Raw genomic sequence first — 22,025 nt, 5'->3', positions numbered from 1 at the left:
TATTCAATATAACGAACCTAATTCTTTGTGTCAACTATTTTTCCCAAAATATTTTTGGATGGCTTCGGCATCACTATCAAAGCCTTGGATGGCAAGAGTTTTAGGCTATAGTATTGCTGGAAGTCTCTAAGAAAACAATAAATTTGTGAGCAATTCTGCTGTTTTGCCTCCCTGGCTGGTTTTAGATCCTCTTTTGCGTAGCTGGTTATTGGAGGATATTGGTAGGGGCGATCGCACTACAAATACTCTACTAGTAGAAGATGTGACCCTAGGCTCTGCTAAATGGATGGCTAAAGCTTCAGGGATAATTGCTGGCTTACCAGTTGCAGCTAGGGTGTTTCAGATTTTGAATGAAAAAGTTAGCTTTGTGGCGGTTGCGGCTGAAGGTGCATGGTGTGAGCCGGGACAGGTGGTAGCTGAAATTCATGGTTCGCTGGATGCGCTGCTGATGGGGGAACGAGTCGCACTCAACTTGGCTATGCGGTTAAGTGGAATTGCGACGCTGACTAATATATATGTAGAGAAAATTGGTGATTTACCTGCTCAGTTGGTGGATACGCGTAAAACTACGCCAGGGCTAAGACTGTTAGAAAAGTACGCGACTGCTTTGGGTGGGGCAATTAATCACCGCATGGGGTTGGATGATGCGGTGATGATTAAGGATAATCACATTGCGGCGGCTGGCGGAATTGGAGAAGCTGTTACCCGTATTCGTTCTCAGATTCCTTATCCCTTGACTATAGAGGTAGAGACTGAAAGTTTAGAGCAAGTGAAAGAAGCTTTGCAGCACAAGGCTGACATTATTATGCTAGACAATATGCCTTTGGATATAATGCGTCAGGCGGTAGAGTTGATTCACCAACAGGAGAGTCAGGTAAAAATTGAAGCTTCGGGGAATGTGACTTTGGAAACGATTCGCGCTGTGGCGGAAACTGGTGTTGACTATATTTCTAGCAGCGCGCCGATTACTCAATCGAAGTGGTTAGATTTAAGTATGAAGATTGTACTTTAAATAGAAAGAGGCAAATCATCCTACTGCAAAGTCATTGTAATGTCGCATTCAGGACTTATGCAACTGGCACAAGCAATGGTGTGCGAAGCGCACCGAGCACCCAAAAACTACACAGAAGACATCGCAATATCTGGACGTTTTAGTTGCTCAATTAAATAATTAGAAAGCAAATTGTACTTGAGCTTGTAAATAGTTTTACCTGTTTGATAAGCTAAACTTTTCAGTCTTAGCCAAACTAAGATAACTCAAGCAATATGATTTCTATGAAGACGGGCTTGACGGCATTGAGATGATTCAATGCCAGTTAGTTGCTTTATTTCTCTATGAAGCTCCTCAATGAATCAGGAGATTTAAAAGCACAAGGCTTTTTGTTACTTTTTCAGCAAGTCCTATGTACTACTGGCTAGCGATCGCACTGTGCCAATTGCTTAAGTCCTGGCATTTTTGGAGGCTCAAAGCCTAACACAATATCTTTCTTGTAATGTGATAGCGAGTTCAATCAACTAGTTTGTAGACACAGTTGAAAATAGTGGATTTTGGTTAGACTACAATCTGAAATTAGAAAAAATGAGAAAAAAGCGATCGCTTACTAATTATCTAAGAATTACCTGAGAATCATGGCAATGGTTACGGGCAATAAATTCAGATCATTTGTTACCAAACTTAATTTACAAGTCTCAGAAAATAGCGATCGCTTTAAACAACAGGTTTACTAATTTGCAGCCCCATGATTACTAAGTCCCGTTCAACGCTATCAAGTTCGGCAATTTTAGGCAAATGTCCCCAGCGTTGAAAACCAAATGTCTCAAAGAGTTTTAAACTGGGCTGATTGTGGGCAAAAATGAAGCATACTAGGCTCTTTATACCCAAACTAGGACTTTCGCTAATTGCTTGTGCTAAGAGTTGTCGTCCCAAACCACACCGATGAAAGCTAGGGGCGATATAAATACTAATTTCGGCAGTTTTACTATAAGCAGGTCGCCCATAAAAGGATTGGAAACTAAGCCATCCAGCAATTACTCCTTCTACTTCGATTACCCAAAGTGGGCGTTGTGAAGGCGATCGCCCTTTAAACCAAGCAAGGCGACTTTCCACAGATACTGGTTCTAAGTCAGCGGTTGCCATGCGGCTAGGAATTGCAGTGTTGTAAATTGCCACTATTGCTGGCAAGTCAGTTTCAGTCGCATGGCGAATGGTCATTGCTACCGTCTCAGAAAAAAATCTTCAGAAAATATTTAAGAATAATACAGTGTTAATAGTAGCAATTCTACGGTTTCTATCGTAATTGTCACAGATACTTTGTCAGATAGGGATAGTCTACCTTAGATAAGATAATGGCTAGCCCTAGTACCAAGTATGCAATGCGCCACTATAAAAGCCACCACAGCTGTTATAACTAGAGCAAAATTACAACACCCAACTTCATGTATTTTATTTAACAGAAAAACTTTTTAAGTTCTAACTTTTTATTTCTAAAGCATGATTCAGTATTCATCCCAGAGAAATAGAGAAATTTATCATACCAGAACAAATAAAATTTTTATCTGAATATTTATATACCGCTTTTTACTCCAAGCTTTCTATAAGAAAATAATACCTCAATTCCTTTAACAGCATAAATTACAAATAATTCTATCCTGAGTGAATACAGAGATATTTTAGAATTTTACATAACAACAAATTGTATGTCGTTATCCTAATAAAAGCTGGGTTTCAATTTACTTTAATAAATACAACTTACATATATAGCTAAAGATAGAGGTTGATCTCATATATTGATCTTTAGAATTAATATAAATTAATCAAATATTTAAGTAAAAATTACTATGTCTAATAATTGTTTGAATATTAATAATAAATTTAGTATCAATCAAAATACTAATGTTTCAAAAGTTGTTGAGATAGCACTTTTTATAGACCAAATAAAAAATAGTATTTGGGCTTTTGGGATTCCATCTTGGCTTTTTGGGATAACAGATAGAAGTATAGCCGCATTTGCCGATGGTTATTTATCTCCTATAGAAATATTTCAGCTATTTACAGCCTCTTTCTTTTTTGTGAGTTGGTTATATCTAAAACCGGAAGAAAGCTTCAATAGTAATGATTTAGACCCCAACCAGTATCAAGAATATCTGGATCGCACTCAAGCTAATAAGCTTCAAATAAAAAAGCTCCACATGATAAGCCAGGAGTATATTTTACCGTTTCCTTATATTTGCCAAATTTATCATCTATTGAGCTTAAAGCATTTGGAAACAGTTCATAAATTTAGCCTTAATAACCTAAAAATTTTTCAAATTAGCCACTTTCAGCCCACAAATACTGGTGGGATAATTAAATTTCAAACAATATTAGACTCACCAGCTAATCCTTTGAGAATTTGGCGACAACCTATTGTAGAGGTGGATTTAATATTACACAGCCCTTACACTGTTGAACTAAGTATCCCAGTTTACAATAACAAAAGAATAATTGTTATATTTCATGCTTTCCCGTTAAATGACTCAGAACATCAATTTTTTATAGATATTTATAGTGACTTAGACTGGCCAAAGCCATTATTACAAATAATATTGCATTTTGCTTCTTGCTTGACTCTATTTGAAGATTTGCCGTATTTAAGAGCTTTAGCTGAAAAAAATATAGGGCGTTTATTCAACTTAAGTAAAACTTCAAATCACGAGACTGCATTGCTATTTAAAAGATTCGTTGAACTTTATAATTCGACTGGAGAACCAACTAGATTAGTTGAAGGAAGGGAAGATAGTTAGGAGTTAGGAGTGAGGAACTAGGAGTTTAAAACTTCTAACTTCTGATTTTATTTAGGGACTTGCAAAAAATAAATTATCCCAAATTATTTGTAGATTTCTAAGGGCGTAAACCTTTGCGCCCTTACTACGATGGAGTGTTTTTTTACTGAAAGTCTTTTAGTTAAGCGCGTGCTAGTAAGGGAGCAGCAGCTAGTAAAGTTTTGGTATAAGGGTGCTGAGGATTGGCAAAAATATTTTTTGTCAGACCAAGTTCGACAATTTTACCACCATTCATTACGGCAATCCGATCGCACAAAAATCGAGCTAACCAAAGATCGTGAGTGATGAATAGATAAGTTAACTCAAATTCTTCCTTTAATTGCAACATCAAATCTAGCACCTGCGACTGAACGCTGGCGTCTAACATACTCACTGGTTCATCGCAGATTAAGAGTTTCGGGTGAGTAATCAAAGCACGAGCGATCGCTACTCTTTGCTGTTGCCCACCAGACAAATCCGATGGATAACGCTCATAATACACTTCTGGCGGTGTTAAGCCAACTTTATTTAGCATCCACAAAACCTGTTCTTTTGCTTTGGCAGGATTGGCTAAATTGTGGATAAATAAAGGATCTGCAATACTTTGTCCCACTGTCATTGCTGGATTGAGACAAGCATGAGGGTCTTGAAAAACCATTTGTATTTGTCGCCGCGAGGAACGAATTTCTTGAGGCGATAGTTTAGTTAAATCCTGTCCTAAAAACTCAACTTTACCACTAGTGGGACGAATTAGTTGCAATATTGTTCGTGATAGTGTGCTTTTACCACAACCTGATTCTCCGACTAAGCCGAGAATTTCTCCTGAATAAAGATCCAGGTTGATTCCATCTACTGCTTTAATTGTCTGCGTTTGTGTGTTAAGCAGTCGTTCGATAAAGTTAGGTTCTATAGTGTAGTGTTGCTTGAGTTCTGTAACACTCAAAATTGGAGATTTCTGATTAATAATCGGTAATTGCTTTTCTTCGTCATTGGCAATTATCAATTCTCCACTATCAGTTACTGCTTGAATATGTAATGCTGCTTTTAAGAGCGATCGCGTGTATTCATGTTGAGGTTGCCTAAATACGGTTTCTGTAGAACCCATTTCGACCATCTTACCGTTGTACATCACGCCAATGCGATCGCAGTACTCAGCCACCATTGCTAAATCGTGAGAAATCAGCAGCAATCCCATATTTTCTTCACCGCACAGGCGAGTTAATTCTTGCAATATCTGCGCGGAAACAGTGACATCTAAACTGGTAGTGGGTTCGTCAGCAACAATAAACTTGGGGTTGAGGAGTAAAGCTAAAGCGATCGCTACCCGTTGTCGCATTCCACCGCTAAACTCATGAGGATACTGATTCCAACGACTGACTGGAATATTCACTTTTGCCAAGGTAGCAAGTGCTTTTTCTTTAGCTTCCCGCGTTGATAATTCTGGTGAGTGCGCCTGGAGGGTTTCGATACAATGCTTACCAATGGTCATCAAAGGATCGAGGCGTGTCATGGGATCTTGAAAAATTAAGGCGATCGCTTCTCCCCGAAATTTCCGTAACTGATTAGGTGTCAAGTCAAACACGGACTGTCCTTGAAATGTCACCCGTCCCTCAATCCGGCTAGAGGATGGTAGTAAACGCATTACTGCCCGTCCGATAGTTGATTTACCACAACCTGACTCTCCCACCAATCCCATTCTTTCACCAGGTTTCAAGGTGAAAGATACATCATCAACCGCCCAGCTTGTTTTTTCTCCACTTCGCCCAGGATAGGCAACTTGCAGATTTTCGATACAGAATAAGGCTTCACTCATAATTAGTTATCAGCCCTGAGCTACCAGTTTTTATAATTTCAAATTTAGGATAGTCTATCAAATTAAGTATTAGACCTGTTTTATAAAACTTACCTAAACGTAGCCAAACTTGATTTAGTGTACCTGTAGCGATCGCGTTCAGGAAGCAAGAGTAACCTATGTTTAAAAGCATTGGACTTATTTTATATCTCACGGCACTTGATGCTCGTACCATATCTTTTTTTTAAACAGGGTAATGACCCACAACTAAAGTAATCAATCATAATTTTTTCCTTCTGCCTTCTGCCTTCTGCCTTGTCTAAGACACGCTCCGCGATCTGCCTGCTGTTAATTGGAGACAGCTATCGATATTCTTCATAACCACTGCTAAAGTTGATACAGCACACAACTATGATGTTATAAGTGCAAAATTTAAATCTGTAGGAACTAGAATCAAAATTAAGTCAGTAAATCAGGATTTTCAAGTTAATATTATGGAGCAAAATCAGCCAGAACAGCGGCGTGCTGTCGATCGAGTGTTTCAAGAATCCCTCGAACAGTTGGAGGATATCTTGCAAGAAAGTTCGACTGAGGAAGAAGATATTCCCCAACTGCATACTAGTAATTTTACTGAAGTCGAACTCGATCGAGACTTGATAGATATTGATTTAGCGGCTCTTGAGGACGCAGTTGCTGATATTGAACAATATCTTGAAGAAATAACAAAAACCCAATTGGGGTAAAAAGTTAAAATTTATTCCTGACAAATCAGTTGCCGTTGAGCTTCGTACAACATTAAAGCGGCTGCGATCGCCACATTCAAGGATTCCACTCCAGGACTCAAAGGAATTCTGACTTGGTGGTCTGCGATCGCTGCTAAATCTGCTGACAATCCAGCACCTTCATTTCCCAGTAAAATCATACTGGGTTTTCGCCAGTCCACTTCCCAATAAGTTAAAGTCGCATTGGGTAAGGTTGCCACTACCTGCATTCCTGCCTGCTGACTTTGTTGGACTGTCGCTTTTAAATCTTCGGTTACGGCTGTTGCGAGGCGAAACCATTGCCCTGCGGAAGCACGTAGAACTTTAGGACTATCTAAATCTACACTATCTCCACTGACCCACAACCCTGATGCTCCCGCGGCGGCGGCGGTGCGAATCATCGTACCCAGGTTGCCGGGATCTTGTATCGTCTCTAAAGCTAGCACTAAACCAGTCAATGGTAGTTGAGTTTGGCGTTGGCTTCGTTTTGCCGTTGCCACCACACCATCCGGTTGGACTGTGGTAGCGATCGCATCCAAAACTTCTCTACTGACAATTTCGGCGCGATCGCATCGGCTACAAGCTTCTTCCCACAGCAAAGGATGGGCGATTTGCCAATCTGGGGTACAACACACTGTTTCTAGTGGGTAATTGACCGCACAAGCTTCTTCTAACAAGTGCGTCCCTTCTAGTAAAAATAACTGTTGCTTATGCCTCTCCTTGGTGGAGTGCAGCTTGCGAATTTGTTTGACTAGGGAATTCTGTAAACTGGTCAACATCAAAAAGTTAAGAGTTAGAAATTAATAGTTAGAAGTTAATTTAGTTGTTTTTCAACTTATAACTATTAACTTATAACTCCTAACTTAGATAGTATGCGGAACCCGGGACTTGAACCCGGAAGCCTTGCGGCACTAGAACCTGAATCTAGCGCGTCTGCCATTCCGCCAGTTCCGCTGGCATTTGTGCTTATCGACAATTTCTTATTATTGCGTTATGTTTTACCTTTGTCAAGTAAAAGCATAATGCCTACTTAAAAGTTTCTAACTGGAAACGTGTTTTTCAGGTACAAGGTCGAATCAAAATATTAACTCGACAGTACAGCATTGATTTTTAGAGAATACTTAAGTTATTTTACTGAGTATTTAATTTTGCTTAAAACTACTGCTGATTGATTATTTTTTTAAATTTTTTAAAAATCTCAAAAAGCCTGCTATTGCTTGTTTACAGCCTGCATTTTCACCAAAAAAAAATTTTTTTTATACCAAACAGTGCTTTAAAACGTGGACATTTTGAATCTTTACTGTAGAATCAAAACCAACTTCAAACATATAAAATACGTATTACTTTTGGAGGTAAGCTTATTAATCCTTCTACCATCTTACCAGATGCCAAAATTACTCCAGAAGCAGACTCCTCAGTCTTGCAAATTTGGGGTGGGCATCCTTTGCGGGGTCATGTAAAAATTAGCGGGGCAAAAAATTCAGCACTGGTAATCATGGCTGGAGCCTTGCTGTGTCCGGGCGATTGTCGTATCCGTAATGTCCCTTTGTTAGCGGACGTAGAGCGGATGGGTCAGGTGTTATCGGCTTTGGGTGTGCAATTAACCCGGCAAGGTGACATTTTAGACATCAATGCCAGCGACATTAAAACATCAAAAGCTCCCTACGAATTAGTTACCCAGTTGAGAGCGAGTTTTTTCGCCATTGGAGCCATTCTGGCAAGACTGGGAGTAGCACAGATGCCGTTACCAGGCGGTTGTGCGATTGGGGCAAGACCAGTTGACTTGCATGTTCGAGGACTGCAAGCAATGGGAGCAGAAGTACAAATTGAGCATGGCATTTGTAATGCCTACGTCCCTGGCAGCAGCCGGAGATTAAAAGGTGCGAACATTTACTTAGACATTGCCAGCGTTGGAGCTACGGAAAATTTGATGATGGCGGCTACCCTAGCAGAGGGTGAAACGATCATCGAAAATGCTGCCAGAGAACCGGAAGTAGTCGATCTAGCTAACTTCTGTAACGCGATGGGAGCGAAGATTAAGGGCGCGGGGACTAGCAGAATTATTATCGAAGGAGTCCCGAAGTTGCATTCTGTTGACTACAGCATTATTCCCGATCGCATTGAGGCTGGGACGTTTTTGCTAGCAGCAGCAATTACCCGCTCAGAACTTCTTCTCTCGCCAGTGGCTCCAGAACATCTCATCCCAGTAATTGCCAAGTTGCGGGATATTGGAGTGACAATAATTGATGAAAAGCCTAACCAATTACACATTCTGCCAGCGGAAACCCTTAAGGCAACGGATATTGAAACTCAATACCATCCAGGTTTCCCCACAGATATGCAAGCACCATTCATGGCTTTGCTAGCAGTGGCAGAAGGCGACAGCGTAATTAACGAATCCGTCTTTGAAAATCGCTTGCGTCATGCCTCAGAGTTGAATCGTTTGGGAGCAGATATTCGTGTCAAAGGCAATGCTGCTTTCGTTCGGGGAGTACCAAAATTATCTGGCGCACCAGTATTAGGTACAGACTTACGAGCATCGGCAGCCTTAGTCATCGCCGGACTAGCGGCAGAAGGACAAACCACAATTCAGGGTTTACAACACCTCGATCGCGGCTACGATCGACTTGATATCAAGTTGCAGCAATTGGGGGCTAAAATCCTCCGCGTGGGCGAAACACCAACAGATGCAGAAATCGCTCCCAGCATCAGTAGCCTGTCAAGTTGAAGTCGATTGGTTAAGACTGACGCGGGGATAAGAAGAATAAGGGAGACAAGGTAAAATTTTCTCCCTTATCTGCCTTTATCTCTGCCATCTATACCTTGCAATCTGCTGAATTATCCTGATAGATAGAGGCTTTTAAGCTTTGTCCATATCTTTTTTTGATGAATATTCTGGAAAAATCTGTGTTGGCTGTTACAATATTGTTAAGAAAAGTTGCCCGTTGCATTTTAGGAACGCGTAATTGGGTTTTAACTCTCTTGAGAAGACAACGCAAAAATATTTTTTAGACCAGCTGTGGGAGGCTGGTCTTTTTATATTTAAAGTCCTCACAAATTATACTTATCTCTTTGGGTATAATACTCACGCTGTTTTATTAATTACTTTTATTGGTTTGTAATAAATTGGTTATGTCAGTTACCAAATCGCCTCAAGGTTTGAAATAAACCCCTGTAAAACATCTTCTCCTGACAAAGTAACAGGCGATTCCAATACCTCTACCTCTTGGTCTTGCCGATAAATCTCTACTTGTCGAGATTTACGATTAATTAACCAACCCAAACGCACACCATTATCTATGTATTCCCTGATCTTTTCCTGAGCTACTTTCAAACTATCCCTTGGCGAAAATACCACTATAGGCGCTATCTACGGTGAGCTACGCTAACGCACCTTTCCACATTTCCAAAAGCGATCGCGGACTCTATGATTGCACTGTAGCAGAGCGTCTGTATAGAAAAATGAGCGATCGCTATTTATAAACATTCAATTCTCAATTTTGCGATGTTGCTATAGACTACTATCACAACCCCAACCAACACCGTAAAGACTGCTCTAACACTTCAGCATCAGCTAACTTGCCAATCACTTTTACAATTAAGTTTTTATGCACTGTGTATAAACCTCTCTTGACTGCTGTAGGCACTTTAGCCCTGCTGCTGACCATTCAGACAAGACAAACTCATCTTCTAGCAATGCTCCAGTTTTGCTCGTCAAGAGTGTAATTAAGATGTCTTGAAAAACATGTGTGCATTTACAACAACAGCAGGTCTAACTTTTGAACTGGACAAACCTCAAAAGGGATACTAAACCAAAATGATGTCATTTTTAGAGTAGTTGGGCATAGACATCATCCTCTCTAAAAACTCATCACCCAGACCGGGTTTCTGACTCTCGTACCAACTGTGTGCATCATTGAGTTCTTCTCGAACCTCTGGGCGAAATACCAGGACATAATTCATTGCTGTCCCTTAATTGATGCTTTGATTTCCTCCCAAGTCAGCACATTGTCTGGATTTGAATCATAGTCAGCAGTTCGACGATCAAGCTCTTGCTTTTGTGCATCGGTTAAATCAGGGTAAACTTGCTCTGCTGCGATGCTATCCCAAATTGCCTGCACAATACGGATTCTATCTTCAACACTAAGAGTTGCGATTTCGTTCAAAGTAGCTGTGATATCCATACTGATTAACTTGGAGTGAGGAAGCAACTGGTACACCTTAAATATAGCGGACAAGATTTTGTCCATCAAATCAAATGCTGCATCTGCTTTGATGCCCAACAGTGCGATTTCTACGACGGGCTACGCCTACCCTTTGCAGAAAACCTCAAAAATAGGCGTTGCAGAATAGAGGGATGAATTTAGGCAGGCGGGGAGGCAGGGGGTGCTTCGGGAGCAGGGGGGGAGATTTTATAACTTGCGAAATCATCCCGCAATTATGCAACGCCCAAAAATAAAGTGTAGACGCGTAGCGGCTTGTCGTTAGACATCGCCTGTTGTCCAAGAGTGAGTGCGTTAGCGTAGCTCACCGTAGGTATCGCTTTACAGAAAACCTCAAAAATAAAGCGATCGCTGATTGTATGATGGCATTGTGGGCGATCGCTTTGCATAAAAACCTTAAAAACAATGCGAGCGCCTGTTGTGCAAGAGTAAGCGCTCACACTTCATATTGTCATCAATTAGGCAGACATCAAACGCTGGCTTGGTTCAGGAAATGAACGAGCTTGTTCTTGAGCAGTTTCAATCCATTCCTGCATTTATACTAAAGGTTCTACAGCTTCTACTAACTCGATAACAGGTTTAGGTAAAGGCATTAATTTAACATCAGGATCATTAATGTCTACTCCATGTGCGCTGCTATATTCTCGTTGGATCTGTGCAGTTTCTTCTTCCGTCATTTTGTCAGATGCAATTAAGTATGCAATCAGCTTACCTCCTAAATTCTGTGCTTGTTGTGCCCTAGCCATTGTTCCCCCTGGAGTTACAAGCACATTTTTCCAAACAGGTAAAGACATAGCCCAGTTAATTTTATCAGCCCGACGCACAGCTTCTTCAAGGCTTATACGATTTTTACGTGTTGCTGCGATCAGACCTTTAAATAAAGCAATCTGTGCAGCTGCCTTAAATAGTAGTGAGTATGGGTGGTCATCCTTACGCATTTCTGGAATTTTGCTGCTGTCAGATAGTGCCTTCTGGTAAGCCTGTAACCCCTCAAGCACTTTATTCCAGAACTTTTCAACATATTCATAATATTGTTCTAGTTCCTCTTCTGAAGGGCGAGAAGTAGTATCATTAGGCACACCATTATCGCTTAGAATAAGCTTTACTGTTTCGTAGACAACACTTATAGTTGTCAACTTCGTGCTGCGAACTGCAATAGTATTATTCTTCCACTCAACAATTACATCACTACTACCTTTGACCCTTACACCTAGTGGAGCACCATCACTTAGTAATTTCCGGGCAATGATAGCGCTGCGGTCATCTTCACTGGTGATAATATTGTCACCACGACTGGTTGGTTTGGCATAGCGGTTAACTTTATTGAAGATACGCCGCGTTTTTTCATTGCTTTCATGATGGAGAAAAATCACACAAACATCATCATTTGGCACTTGATCGCGGCACTCTCCTATTACCTCGCCTTTGACCACCTTTTCAAGAGCTAAAAGGCGATGTTGACCATCTAGCATAATCAGAGCGCCACCCTCTATAGTGATCACACCTATGTTATCTGCCACGGATTGGTAAGCACGCGGAGCTTTTTTATCTACCCATTCTTTGATGCTATCAAAATAAATCTCTCCGTTATAAACCAGCACAATCATAGAACCGAAGAAACGATCCTTCGCTTCAGCAATGTAAGGAGCAATTTGCTCTTGAATTCTTTTAAGGTCAGGTTCTCTTTGCAATCGATCCTCAATGCTCATTGTTGTCCATTCATCGAGTTCGTTTGCTGCACGTACTCCTTGCACTAGGTCACGAGCTTTTATCGTTGCTTGATAAAAGTTGGTATCACCCATTCGTCCTTTTATACCAGCTATGACTAAAGCCATTAACTACCTCCAAAAAATTTATTTTGTTTGTACAAACATAGCAAGTTTTTATTAAAAATGCACGGTACTGTTTAGCACCGTGCAACAAACAATATTTTAAATATCTTTAAATCTAGTTTAGTTTTCTAGTCTGATTAAATTAGTAAAATTTGCTAGTTCTTTCAGAAATATATCTGGGCGAAGATCGTAACATGAGTTAAGCCATTTTTTTAATTCAGTTACATCCATGTCTTTAAAAGGAATATATTTGTGTATTTCCATGCCTTGCTTTACCTTTAATGCTAAAGGTAGAAGGGCTTTATCCTCTACGACTATTTTCATAACTGGTAATTTTTTGATAATATAATATGTAATTCTACTCTAAAATAGGCTTAGTGTCAAGCTTGTCCAAACTCATACAATGATGTTTTTTACTTTTTTTAGACTGAATTAGCAAAACAAAAATTTTACTAAATTACCAAATAAAAAGTTTGACATCAACTCAATTTAAAAAATATGCTTATTATCTAAAACTCTCATCAACAAGAACAGTAAATAAGGTTTAATATTTCTAGCTCCTTTTGTTTGTACAAACATTTTATAATTTAGAGTTTAAATATCCAAATTTATACTTAGTATTATTTATACCAAGAACCCGTAGATACATTGTATTTATCTACGGGTCTTTAAACTATATAAATAAGGAAATATAGGCTACTTTGCTTATTTCCTACTCTATCCCTTCAATACGGTCTTCAACTTCTTGGTATAACTCGCGTAGACGATCTAAATTCTCCTCGCTAGTTTCCCAATAACCGCGTCCATTCACTTCCAACAAAGTTGATACAACCTTGCGGAAAGAATGAGGATTAAGGTTCAGCAACCGTTTCTGCATTTCTTCATCTTTGATGAAGGTTTCGTTAGTATCTTCGTAAATCCAGTTATCCACAGCGCCTGCTGTCGCACTCCAACCCATTGTATTTACCAATCGTTTGGAGAGTTCACGCACTCCTTCGTAACCGTGATTCAGCATCCCCTCGTACCACTTGGGATTTAATAATTTGGTACGCGCATCCAAGCGCACGGTTTCTGATAATGTCCGCACTTGGGCGTTAGCTGTGGTTGTATCTGCAATATAAGATGCTGGTTTTTTACCATCACCCCGCAGATTTGCCACCAGCTTTGTAGGATCGGAATCGAAGTAGTGGGAAACGTCCGTTAAGCTAATCTCGGAAGAATCCAGATTTTGGAAAGTTGCATCAGCAGTTTTCAATGTACTTTCAAAAATCTGCCGGGATTCATCCATAATTCCGGGGTTATCGGAATTGAAGGAGAAAGATTTGCGTTTCAGGTACATTTCCTGTAACTCGGCTTCGCTATCCCAAGTGCTGTTTTCTACCGCCAAGTTAATATTTGACGAGTAGGAACCAGAAGCATTGGAGAAGACGCGCGTCGCTGCTTGACGCAGATTAATCCCCATATCTTGGGCTTGTTGCAAAGCGTGTTTGCGAACAAAGTTCATTTCTAAGGGTTCATCCGCCTCAGCCGCCATTTTCACGCCTTGGTCTAACAGGTTCATTTGGTTGATGAACAAGTCGCGGAATACACCAGAACAGTTGATTACCACATCAATTCTGGGTCTTCCCAACTCTTCTAAAGGTATCAATTCCAACTTGTTCACCCGTCCCAAGGCATCTGGAACTGGACGCACGCCCACCATCCACATAATTTGCGCTAGGGATTCGCCGTAAGTTTTGATGTTATCGGTTCCCCAAAGGACGCAGGCGATGGTTTCTGGCCATTTTCCATCGTTTTCAGCTTTATTACGTGCCAATAGCCTGTCTACAACGATTTTGGCTGATTGTACTGCTGCTGTTGTGGGGATGGATTGCGGATCGAGTGCATGGATATTCTTACCCGTGGGCAATACATCTGGGTTGCGGATGGGATCGCCACCTGGGCCAGGTAGGACGTACTCACCTTCTAAGCCTTTGAGTAATGCTCCCAGTTCGTTGTCGGCACATACTTGCTGGAGACAGAATTCCAAATACTCAAATAGGGGTTTTAGGGCTGCGCCATCAACTTTGGGATAACCTGCTTTATGCAATGCTTCTACCCAAGGTTCTTTTTTGCCCATATTGAAGAAATTTAACCGGGAAACCAAAGAAACTCGTCCTTCCGCGTCGATTTGCTCTTGGACAAGGGCGGTAACTGCTGCACGGGTTGCCAAAGTGATATCTTGCAATAACTGGACATCTTCTAAAATGCCTCTGTCATTATTTTGATAAATATCGTCAATGTTACGCCCAATGCTATTGGCGATAATTCCGGGTAAACCTTGAAGTCCCTCTTCTTGACGATCTAGACTAGCAATGTTGACGAGAGTTGCGATCGCTTCTTCTGCACTTGGCGGTTTCCCAATAACGTGCAAACCACAAGGCAACAACCGCGACTCGATTTCCATCAACTTGCGGTAGACGTTGCCAACAATATTATCCCGGTCTTCGGCACTCATATCTCTGGCATCGGTTTCTGGCAGGTGAATATCCTTATCCAGATTTACGATCCGGCATTTATCCATGATGCTGTTAACAATGGAAACACCGCGTCCGCTATCTTTTAAGGTTTGGTAGGAAGCAATTAATTCGCTAAGTTCCTTCAAACCTTTATATAACCCAGCATTTTCTGCCGGAGGTGTCAAGTAAGAAATTGTTTCGGCATAACTCCGACGTTTGGCAATTGTCGCTTCACTCGGATTATTAGCTGCGTAGTAATACAAGTTGGGAATTGAGCCAATCAAGTTGTCTGGATAACAATCACCAGACATCCCCATCTGTTTACCTGGCATGAATTCCAAGGAACCGTGTGTACCAAAATGCAGTACAGCGTCAGCTTTCCAAACTTGCTCTAAATAAGTGTAGTAGGCAGCAAAACCGTGGTGAGGACTAGCTGAACGGGAGAACAACAGCCGCATTGGATCGCCTTCGTAACCAAATGTAGGTTGGACACCGATGAAGACATTACCAAATTGCTTACCATAAATTAGCAGATTTTGCCCATCGCTGTTGAGATGTCCGGGAGGTGGCCCCCAGTTTTCCTCTAGGCGTTGAGAGTAGGGAGTCAGCGCCTCATACTCAGGAACTGACATTTTGTAAGCAACGTTCAGTTCCGGGCTGTTGTACTGCGCCTGTGCGTCATGGATGACTTCTTGCATCAACGCTTCGGCTGATTCTGGCAATTCTGGTAAGTCGTAGCCGTTATTTTTGAGGGCTTTCATCACCTCGTAGATGGAACCGAATACATCCAAGTAAGCTGCGGTTCCGACGTTACCTTTATCTGGCGGGAAACTGAAAACGGTGATAGCGACTTTCTTATCTAGCTTCGGCTTGCGGCGGAGGTTAGCCCATTTTAAGGCGCGTTCGGCTACCGCTTCAACCCGATCGCGCAGTGCGATCGCTTTCCCTGTAGTTCCATCTCTACCCGATAATATAATCGGCTCAATTGCTCCATCCAATTCAGGAATTGCAATTTGCAAAGCTACTTGAATTGGATGTAACCCTAAATCGCTATCCATCCACTCTTCTGTGGTTTGGAATACTAAGGGTAGCGCCACCATATAAGGACGGTTTAAGCGTTTGAGTGACTCTATTGCCTTGGGATGGTCTTGTCTGGCTGGGCCACCCACTAAAGCAAAACCAGTCAGCGATATCACTGCATCTACCAACTGTATGTTAGTAGTCGGTTCGTAGAAGAAAGCATCCACAGGCTTGGAGAAGTCCAAACCACCAGCAAACACAGGTAATACCCGCGCGCCTAATGCTTCCAACTCCTGCACCATTGCCACATAATGGGCATCATCCCCTGTAACTAGGTGGGTGCGTTGCAATACTAACCCGACACAAGGAGCTAGGGGATCTTTGAGATCGCTAGAAATATCCTTACGAGCTGTATACCAATTGAGGTACTCTCTGACATCTTCAAACATATTGGGAGCCAAAGGATGCCAAATCCCTAGATCGGGATAAACCACAGGCTGTTCGTATGTAGAAGGTGCAAAATTCTGTTTTTCTAAACCTTTAAATACATATTTATCAGCTAGCATCAGCAAGAAGTTTTCCAGATTTTCTGGAGAACCACCTAGCCAATACTGAAAACTGAGCATGAAATTTCGGGCATCCTGTGCCTTGTCCATTGGTAAAAACTTCAGCACTTGCGGCAGTGTTCGCAAAAGCTTTAACATCCCATCTTGGAATCCCGCACCTGATTTTTCTTTGCGTTTCCGCATGAATTGAGCGATCGCACTTTTTGACTGACCCAACTGTGCCAAAGAAAAGCTACCCATTTTACTCAGGCGCATTACTTCTGGCATCGAGGGAAAGACAACGGAAACATCCAAGCGATCGCGGTGTGGTTCTACTGCTGCTACTACTTTCTGTGCTAAGTCTTCGATGAAAATGAGGGAAGCGATGAAGATATTCGCACTCTCGATTTCTCGTTTGAACTCCTCATAGTTCTCTGGGTCGCGGAGTTCCTCAATCAAGTACCCGCTGATTTCAATCGCCAAGTTAGGATTGTTCGCGTTAATCGTGCGAACCGCTTGCGACAATGCGCTTTGGTACTGGGACTCAAGCACGACATAGACCACCTTGATTAAACTACGTCCGCGTAAGTTATCAGGCGCAATGTGTCTAATGGTGGACTTGACGTGTGTGAACATGCTTCTTCGGCTCCTTTGATGCGTGTTCTCTGAAGGAAGTTCCTAGCGGCATTAGCAGCCACAGGTAACTTGCGATTTTTTAGGCAATATCTGTTTTTTATCAGAAAACGCTTGCCCAGTAGGCATTTTATCCTCTATCTGACACAAATCGATATAAAAAACGAAATATTTCTTCGTAATTGTTGACTTTATCTAAAAGTATTAACTCACATATTTGTAAAATTTTTGCAATACTTATTTTTAATAGTTAAATAGCTAAATAGCTATTTAAATCCATTTACAAAACAAAACTTGCTTTGCTGACTAAATATTTTTTAGTTAGCATAGACATACCTTAAATATGTAGTTGTAAATTTATAAGAAGCAGTAGAAAAGCAGAGTTTCTTTCGGATTAAATTGAGAAATTATCAACAAATACAGTTCGGTTAAGAATTTTTTGGAGAACCATAGATAGGCCTATAGAGATGCGAAACTTTGGGTCTCTACACTATCCACTAAATAAAAAGCAATTAGTATTTATCTTCTGCTTAAATAAAACCATGCTTGATAAGAAAACAGAATAAAAATGAACTATAAAATTTCTCGTCATGCACAGACAGAAATGGAGCGAAGAAATATATCTCAATTTTTATAGGACTTACGCAAAATTATGGAAAAACGAACCGCGAAGGACACGTTCGCGTAGCGTATTGTAGAGAAGGACACGAAAGGAAGAGGGTTTTAGAGAGTTATTGCGTAAGTCCTATTTGAGTTCAATCTGTTTTTTATATTATTAATGTGAAACGGGATTACAGAAAAGTTAAAAACCGTCCCCGATTAGAAGGAACGGTTAAGACAGTTTGTTGATGAACTAATTCAATAGGTGGACAAACTTCCAATTTATGCGTTGGTTTGTTCAGAAATTAAGTTACAGTTCCAAACCCTGTCACACCGAAATCGGTTCTTCAATGTTTACCACCACGGCTTGTAGTTCCTTCGCTTTCTCTTCCGGTAAGGCATCATTGGCAAACATCCCCGCTGCGAGTTCAGTTCCCGCGAGATATTTCAGCCTTTCGCTTGTCCGGTATGGTGGAAAAAACTCGGCGTGTAAATGCGCTTCGGGATGAGCTAAACCGTCAGTTGGTGCTTGGAACCAAGCCATCAAGTAAGGAAACGGGCGATTCCACAAACCGTCATACTTGAGAGTGACAGTTTTTAAGGCTTTGGCAAGTCCCCAACGTTGCTGTGGGGTAAGATCCATAAAAGTGCCAACTGGTTCTTTTGGTGCAATCCAGACTTCATAGGGGTAACGAGCGCAAACTGGGACAAATGCGATCGCATACTCATCTTGATAAATAATCCGTCGATCGTCTGCAATTTCTTTTTGAATCAAGTCTTGCAGTAAACCCCGCCGATGTTCTTGATAATACTCCTGCTGCATCGACAGCATTCGCGCTGGAACAGGCGGTATAAAAGGATAGGCGTAAATTTGCCCGTGGGGATGGTGCAATGTTACACCCACCTCTACACCTTTATTTTCAAAGGGCAGCACGTACTGGATTTGGGGATTTAGTCCGAGTTCGCGGGTGCGATCGCCCCAGACTGACAACAGCAAATCTAGATGATCCAACTCTAAGGAACTCAAGGAGGCGCGGGCATCTTGAGTAAAAACCACTACCTCACAGGCTCCATTTGCAGGTAACGTTTCCACGATGGTATCGGGTGGATTGTTGGCTGTCGGACTCATTGAGGGAAAGCGGTTATCAAACACTGCCACATCATACTTACCTTGTGGTAGTTCCGTTGGGAACTCAGGGTTAGTGGTAGGTGCGAGGGGATTATATTCTGGAGGCGGCATGAATGTCCGCCCTTGACGGTGACTAGCATAAGCTACCCATTCGCCCCGCAAGGGGTGCCAGCGCAAGTGGGGATTAGCTTGCACTGGCTCATTACTAGGGCTAGGGGCTTCTAACTGACTAGTAATTGGGTAGCGACTGTATAATTTGAGTTTGCGTCCGTCGGGCTTTAACAGCTTGTGGGAGTACATAAACCTTGTCCTGAGAGGGTTGCTGCGCGGATTGCCTCAATGGGAAATTTCGGCGTGCGATCGCCGTACAATAAACCGTTAGCTTCTTGGAAGGTATCAGTTAATTGTGTGTAACAGAATCCGCTAAATAGCTCAATGTTATTAACGGTTTCCAAGAGAGCAGCATATTTCATTTCTAATTCGGAGATATTCGAGCAGTTTTCATATCCCCAAGCTTGATCGGCATTAGGTTCGTCAAGAGGGGCATAGGCGATACCACCAAATTCAGTTAACATCACTGGTTGTCCTTGATGGGGATAGTTATCCAAGGTGAGAATACGTCCCCCAGGACGGCTACGCTCAAATAGATCCGATACTTGAATATCGGGTCTGTAGCGATGGGCTAATCGTTCAGGATGGCGTTCATAGTCGTGAATAGCGAGGATGTCGGTATCAGTACTTTCCCAACCATCGTTACCAATTACTGGGCGAGTCGGATCGAGAGTCTTAGTCAGATGATACATTGCCAATACGTAGTTACGATGAGCCGCCGTTTCAGTCAAATTTGGCACTCCCCAAGATTCATTAAACGGCACCCACGCCACAATACAAGGATGGCTAACATCTCGCTTGATAATTTCCGTCCATTCACGGGTCATCCGTTCCACAGCTTTCGGTGTGAAGCGGTAAGCGCTGGGCATCTCCTCCCATACTAACAACCCTAAAACGTCTGCCCAATATAAAAAGCGGGGGTCTTCAATTTTTTGGTGTTTGCGTACTCCGTTAAAACCCATAGCTTTTACGAGTTCTACATCACGTCGTAATGCTTCGTCATTAGGTGGAGTCATTAATGTCTCAGGCCAATAACCTTGGTCGAGAACTAACCTCAGATAGTAGGGGCGACCGTTGAGCATAAAGCGATCGCGCTGGACGCTGACAGTCCGCATCGCTGTATAAGATTGCACTTCATCTAACAGACGATCTTTATCCCATAGCTGAATTTGGGCATCGATCAACGTCGGCTTTTCTGGACTCCACAGTAATTCATTACGGCAGTCGTCAATACCCGGATCGCTCAGAACAATGCGGCGGCTAATTTCCCCATTGAATACTTCATAAGTATCGCTTGCTAACAGGCGATCGCCAGCGCTGAGTTTAATTTTGATTTGTACATTTGAAGTAGGTAAATTGCCAGCCAGCCCAAGTTCAAACCCAATTTCCCAGCGTTCGCAGTCGGGAATCCAACGAAGATTACCGATATAAGCCTCACCTACGCGTTCCAGCCAGACTGTCTGCCAAATACCGCTCGTGCGAGGATACCAAATACTATGGGGTTTCAACTGCCAATCTTGTTTACCACGAGGTTTGGCGAGGTCGTGCGGATCGTCTTGCGCCCACACTGTTACCTTGGTTGTACCAGTGTCATTTAAAGCATGGGTTATATCGAGAGTGAAAGAGGTGTGTCCGCCTTCATGCTCGGCTATATATTTATCGTTTACCCACACACGAGCGCGATAGTCCACAGCACCAAAGTGTAACAGTAATCTGCCGTCCCCTGATGGTGTTTCAAATTCTCGCTCGTACCAGCAGTTTGGATGAAAACCGCGATCGTTAATCCCACTTTTGGTAGATTCGGGCGCATAAGGAACTTCTATATGATGACACCATTCGCTAAAATCGCTGGGTTCAACACATTTTCCTTGGTCATCAAATGCGAATTTCCACAGCCCATTTAAAGTTTGCCAGCGCGATCGCTTTAACAATGGTCGTGGGTGTGCTGCTGTTAAGTCCACAAAATTACTATCTGTTTTAGAGGTCAATTTAACCTCAGGATTCTCTAAATCTAACAACTTCATCAAATTTCCTCCCTATCCATAACTCAATCAACCCTTGCTATAGACTAAATCCAGACCCAAATATTGGGTTTCCAGATATAGCAAGAGTTTTGACCCGATCGTTCATCAATCGGTTCGAGCTAGTAGCATTATGTTTTTTCGTAGCCAATACTGATACCTTCCCCACTTACGTGATGAAGTATAACAATAAGTTTATATACCCCTAGCTCGTGACATTATGGCATATACATTACCGATCTTTGCCAGGTTATCTAAAAAAAAGCATTATATTTAGGTGCCTAATAACTATCATAAATCTGCCACACGAGAAAGTGGTTGTTATGAACATTTTATTTATATCAATTGTTTAAGTAAATTTTTTAAAATCATTTATTAGTCAATAAGCATTAGCAAACAAAAGATAAATACTTAAAATCAGGTTATATAAGAGAATAACGGAACCATTCGTTGAATATTGCTAAATAGAGAGCATTTTTGTCTGCCACCACGCCGATGATGAAGTTTAAGTAGGCGGGAGGCAGCTATGCTGGAAGTTTTATTAAGATCGGAGTAGCACCCTTCCTTAATAAGAGCCACAAAACAAGAAAATTTGGTGTTCTTGTCCTAAACCCCTGTTCCGTTTAGTCACGGCAGGAAACAGTGTTTCGACTCCCTTCCCTACGGGACGCTATGCGTAGCTTGCTTCCCCCGAAGGGTACGACTACCAAGAGGGGAGTTTTCCTCCAGCAAGAACTACACCAATTTTTACACCTGCTAAAATGCTGGCATTCGGTGCTGCCCACAAAATATGCCATACTTCGGTTTTGCGGTTCGGCTCACTATAAAGACGTTGAGCAATCTCGTCGTCGGGATGAAGGTGAATCGGTAGCCGACTCGAAGCACTAATGAACTTCTGTTCATATGGCGTACTAAGAATGTTCCTAATAACCTCGTGGCGTATAGGAATGCATTGTCTAGTATACCATCGCCTTGATACAAGCTTTTGCCTAATTCTTCACACATCTGTTATTTCATCAAACTCATTCTCGATTACGCCAATGGTGAGTCATAAGACTT

The 22,025-nt window shown here is 41.8% G+C and carries 16 protein-coding genes, 1 tRNA gene and 2 pseudogenes; 5 read left to right on the top strand and 14 right to left on the bottom strand.

The annotated features are described in order from the left end of the window. The first annotated feature begins 145 nt into the window (after positions 1 to 145). Positions 146 to 1,012, top strand: coding sequence for a carboxylating nicotinate-nucleotide diphosphorylase (gene nadC / locus RMX89_RS18085; RefSeq protein WP_322689890.1), 867 nt, complete (start codon positions 146 to 148; stop codon positions 1,010 to 1,012). Between the two features lie 107 nt (positions 1,013 to 1,119). Here nadC and RMX89_RS18080 read toward each other — a convergent pair. Further along, positions 1,120 to 1,350: pseudogene (locus RMX89_RS18080) on the bottom strand (transposase); the annotation flags it as partial. A gap of 358 nt (positions 1,351 to 1,708) precedes the next feature. Then, on the bottom strand, positions 1,709 to 2,212 hold the full coding sequence (locus RMX89_RS18075; protein WP_322675644.1) for an N-acetyltransferase family protein: 504 nt from the start codon (positions 2,210 to 2,212) through the stop codon (positions 1,709 to 1,711). A gap of 626 nt (positions 2,213 to 2,838) precedes the next feature. Between RMX89_RS18075 and RMX89_RS18070 the strand changes: the two genes are divergently transcribed. After that, on the top strand, positions 2,839 to 3,783 hold the full coding sequence (locus RMX89_RS18070) for a hypothetical protein (protein WP_322689889.1): 945 nt from the start codon (positions 2,839 to 2,841) through the stop codon (positions 3,781 to 3,783). Positions 3,784 to 3,943: 160 nt separating this feature from the next. Here the strand turns inward: RMX89_RS18070 and RMX89_RS18065 are convergent, their stop codons facing one another. After that, positions 3,944 to 5,614, bottom strand: coding sequence for an ABC transporter ATP-binding protein (locus RMX89_RS18065; protein WP_322689888.1), 1,671 nt, complete (start codon positions 5,612 to 5,614; stop codon positions 3,944 to 3,946). A gap of 473 nt (positions 5,615 to 6,087) precedes the next feature. Here RMX89_RS18065 and RMX89_RS18060 point away from each other — a divergent pair, with 473 nt between their 5' ends. Then, positions 6,088 to 6,336: a hypothetical protein gene (locus tag RMX89_RS18060; protein ID WP_322689887.1), complete on the top strand. Its 249-nt coding sequence runs from the start codon at positions 6,088 to 6,090 to the stop codon at positions 6,334 to 6,336. Between the two features lie 11 nt (positions 6,337 to 6,347). On the opposite strand, the gene RMX89_RS18055 is transcribed toward RMX89_RS18060, so the two are convergent. Both RMX89_RS18055 and RMX89_RS18050 read right to left on the bottom strand, forming a co-directional pair. Then, on the bottom strand, positions 6,348 to 7,133 hold the full coding sequence (locus RMX89_RS18055; protein WP_322689886.1) for an RNA methyltransferase: 786 nt from the start codon (positions 7,131 to 7,133) through the stop codon (positions 6,348 to 6,350). Between the two features lie 94 nt (positions 7,134 to 7,227). Beyond that, a tRNA-Leu gene (locus tag RMX89_RS18050) sits at positions 7,228 to 7,308 on the bottom strand. Between the two features lie 406 nt (positions 7,309 to 7,714). Between RMX89_RS18050 and murA the strand changes: the two genes are divergently transcribed. Beyond that, positions 7,715 to 9,082, top strand: coding sequence for a UDP-N-acetylglucosamine 1-carboxyvinyltransferase (gene murA / locus RMX89_RS18045; protein ID WP_322675649.1), 1,368 nt, complete (start codon positions 7,715 to 7,717; stop codon positions 9,080 to 9,082). Positions 9,083 to 9,493: 411 nt separating this feature from the next. Here murA and RMX89_RS18040 read toward each other — a convergent pair. The 9 genes and pseudogenes from RMX89_RS18040 to RMX89_RS18000 all read right to left on the bottom strand — a co-directional run. Then, positions 9,494 to 9,715: pseudogene (locus RMX89_RS18040) on the bottom strand (Uma2 family endonuclease); the annotation flags it as partial. 446 nt (positions 9,716 to 10,161) lie between these two features. Then, positions 10,162 to 10,317: a hypothetical protein gene (locus RMX89_RS18035; protein WP_322685272.1), complete on the bottom strand. Its 156-nt coding sequence runs from the start codon at positions 10,315 to 10,317 to the stop codon at positions 10,162 to 10,164. Beyond that, positions 10,314 to 10,538: an addiction module protein gene (locus tag RMX89_RS18030; protein ID WP_162399555.1), complete on the bottom strand. Its 225-nt coding sequence runs from the start codon at positions 10,536 to 10,538 to the stop codon at positions 10,314 to 10,316. The genes RMX89_RS18035 and RMX89_RS18030 overlap by 4 nt, the downstream gene beginning before the upstream one ends. 254 nt (positions 10,539 to 10,792) lie before the next feature. Beyond that, complete coding sequence (locus RMX89_RS18025; RefSeq protein WP_322689885.1) at positions 10,793 to 11,017, bottom strand: hypothetical protein; 225 nt, start codon at positions 11,015 to 11,017, stop codon at positions 10,793 to 10,795. Positions 11,018 to 11,113: 96 nt separating this feature from the next. Continuing rightward, positions 11,114 to 12,412: a DNA sulfur modification protein DndB gene (locus RMX89_RS18020; protein ID WP_322689884.1), complete on the bottom strand. Its 1,299-nt coding sequence runs from the start codon at positions 12,410 to 12,412 to the stop codon at positions 11,114 to 11,116. Between the two features lie 117 nt (positions 12,413 to 12,529). Then, entirely contained in the window at positions 12,530 to 12,733 is a 204-nt protein-coding gene (locus RMX89_RS18015; protein WP_322689883.1) for a hypothetical protein, read from the bottom strand. Positions 12,734 to 13,121: 388 nt separating this feature from the next. Next, positions 13,122 to 17,108 (bottom strand): magnesium chelatase subunit H, encoded by a 3,987-nt coding sequence (locus RMX89_RS18010; RefSeq protein ID WP_322689882.1) that lies wholly within the window; start codon positions 17,106 to 17,108, stop codon positions 13,122 to 13,124. 925 nt (positions 17,109 to 18,033) lie between these two features. Continuing rightward, positions 18,034 to 19,134, bottom strand: coding sequence for a galactose-1-phosphate uridylyltransferase (galT, locus tag RMX89_RS18005; protein WP_322689881.1), 1,101 nt, complete (start codon positions 19,132 to 19,134; stop codon positions 18,034 to 18,036). Continuing rightward, entirely contained in the window at positions 19,113 to 20,969 is a 1,857-nt protein-coding gene (locus RMX89_RS18000; RefSeq protein ID WP_322689880.1) for a glycoside hydrolase family 2 protein, read from the bottom strand. The genes galT and RMX89_RS18000 overlap by 22 nt, the downstream gene beginning before the upstream one ends. A 669-nt stretch (positions 20,970 to 21,638) precedes the next feature. Between RMX89_RS18000 and RMX89_RS17995 the strand changes: the two genes are divergently transcribed. Next, positions 21,639 to 21,854, top strand: a complete 216-nt coding sequence (locus RMX89_RS17995) for a hypothetical protein (RefSeq protein WP_322689879.1) — start codon at positions 21,639 to 21,641, stop codon at positions 21,852 to 21,854. Positions 21,855 to 22,025: the final 171 nt, after the last annotated feature.

The organism is Nostoc sp. DedSLP04 (genome assembly GCF_034530775.1).
Taxonomy (GTDB): Bacteria; Cyanobacteriota; Cyanobacteriia; order Cyanobacteriales; family Nostocaceae; genus Nostoc.
Note: the sequence above shows the minus strand (reverse complement) of the source record. Positions and strands in the feature narration are given on the sequence as shown.